Origin of the sequence: Paraplanobispora takensis (assembly GCF_016863195.1) — a bacterium.
Taxonomy (GTDB): domain Bacteria; phylum Actinomycetota; class Actinomycetes; order Streptosporangiales; family Streptosporangiaceae; genus Planobispora; species Planobispora takensis.
Genome location: NZ_BOOK01000143.1, coordinates 1 through 865, shown reverse-complemented (window position 1 = coordinate 865; position 865 = coordinate 1). Strand labels below are relative to the sequence as shown.

At 72.4% G+C, this 865-nt stretch carries 1 protein-coding gene; it reads left to right on the top strand.

The genetic code is table 11. The annotated features are described in order from the left end of the window. Positions 1–865 (top strand): AMP-binding protein (locus tag Pta02_RS40815; protein ID WP_203880418.1); only part of this gene is annotated, 865 nt, incomplete at both ends.

Genomic DNA, 865 nt, shown 5'->3' with positions numbered 1-865 from the left:
TGGAACGCCACCGACCGGGAGCACCCCGGCGGCACCCTGCACGACCTGATCTTCGCCCAGGCCGCCCGCACCCCCGGCGCCACCGCCGTCCGCTACGACCCCGGCCCTGCCACCACCGGCAGCGCCATCACCGACACCGGCACCGACCGGCCAAGCGGCCAGGCCCCCACCGACCCGGTCCCGACCGATCAAGCCCTGACCTACCAGGAGCTGACCGGCCACGCCCGCCACCTGGCCCATCGCCTGCACACCGCCGGCGCCCGCCCCGACCGGCCCATCGGCGTGTGCCTGGAACGCAGCCTGCACCTGCCCACCGTCCTGCTGGCCGTCCTCACCGCCGGCAGCGCCTACCTGCCCCTGGACCCCGCCGACCCACCCGCCCGCCGCCAGGCCATGCTCACCGACGCCGGCGCCACCCTGCTCATCACCAGCGCCCCCGACGGCCAGCTACAGCTCACCGACCTCACCACCGGCACCACCACCCCCCTGCCTCTGACCGCGAGCGACGATCACGCCGTGCTGCCCGAGGTGCACCCGGACAGCCTGGCCTACGTGATCTTCACCTCCGGCTCCACCGGCCGCCCCAAAGGCGTGGCCGTCTCTCACCGCGCCATCGCCAACCGCCTGCACTGGATGCAGACCACCTTCGGCCTCACCCCCGCCGACCGCATCCTGCACAAAACCCCCACCACCTTCGACGTGTCGGTCTGGGAACTGTTCTGGCCCCTGATCACCGGCGCCACCCAGATCATCGCCGCCCCCGGCGGCCACCGCGACACCGCCTACCTACGCGACCTCATCAAGCAACACGAGATCACCACCATCCACTTCGTGCCCTCCATGCTGGAGGCCTTCCTCCTCGAAG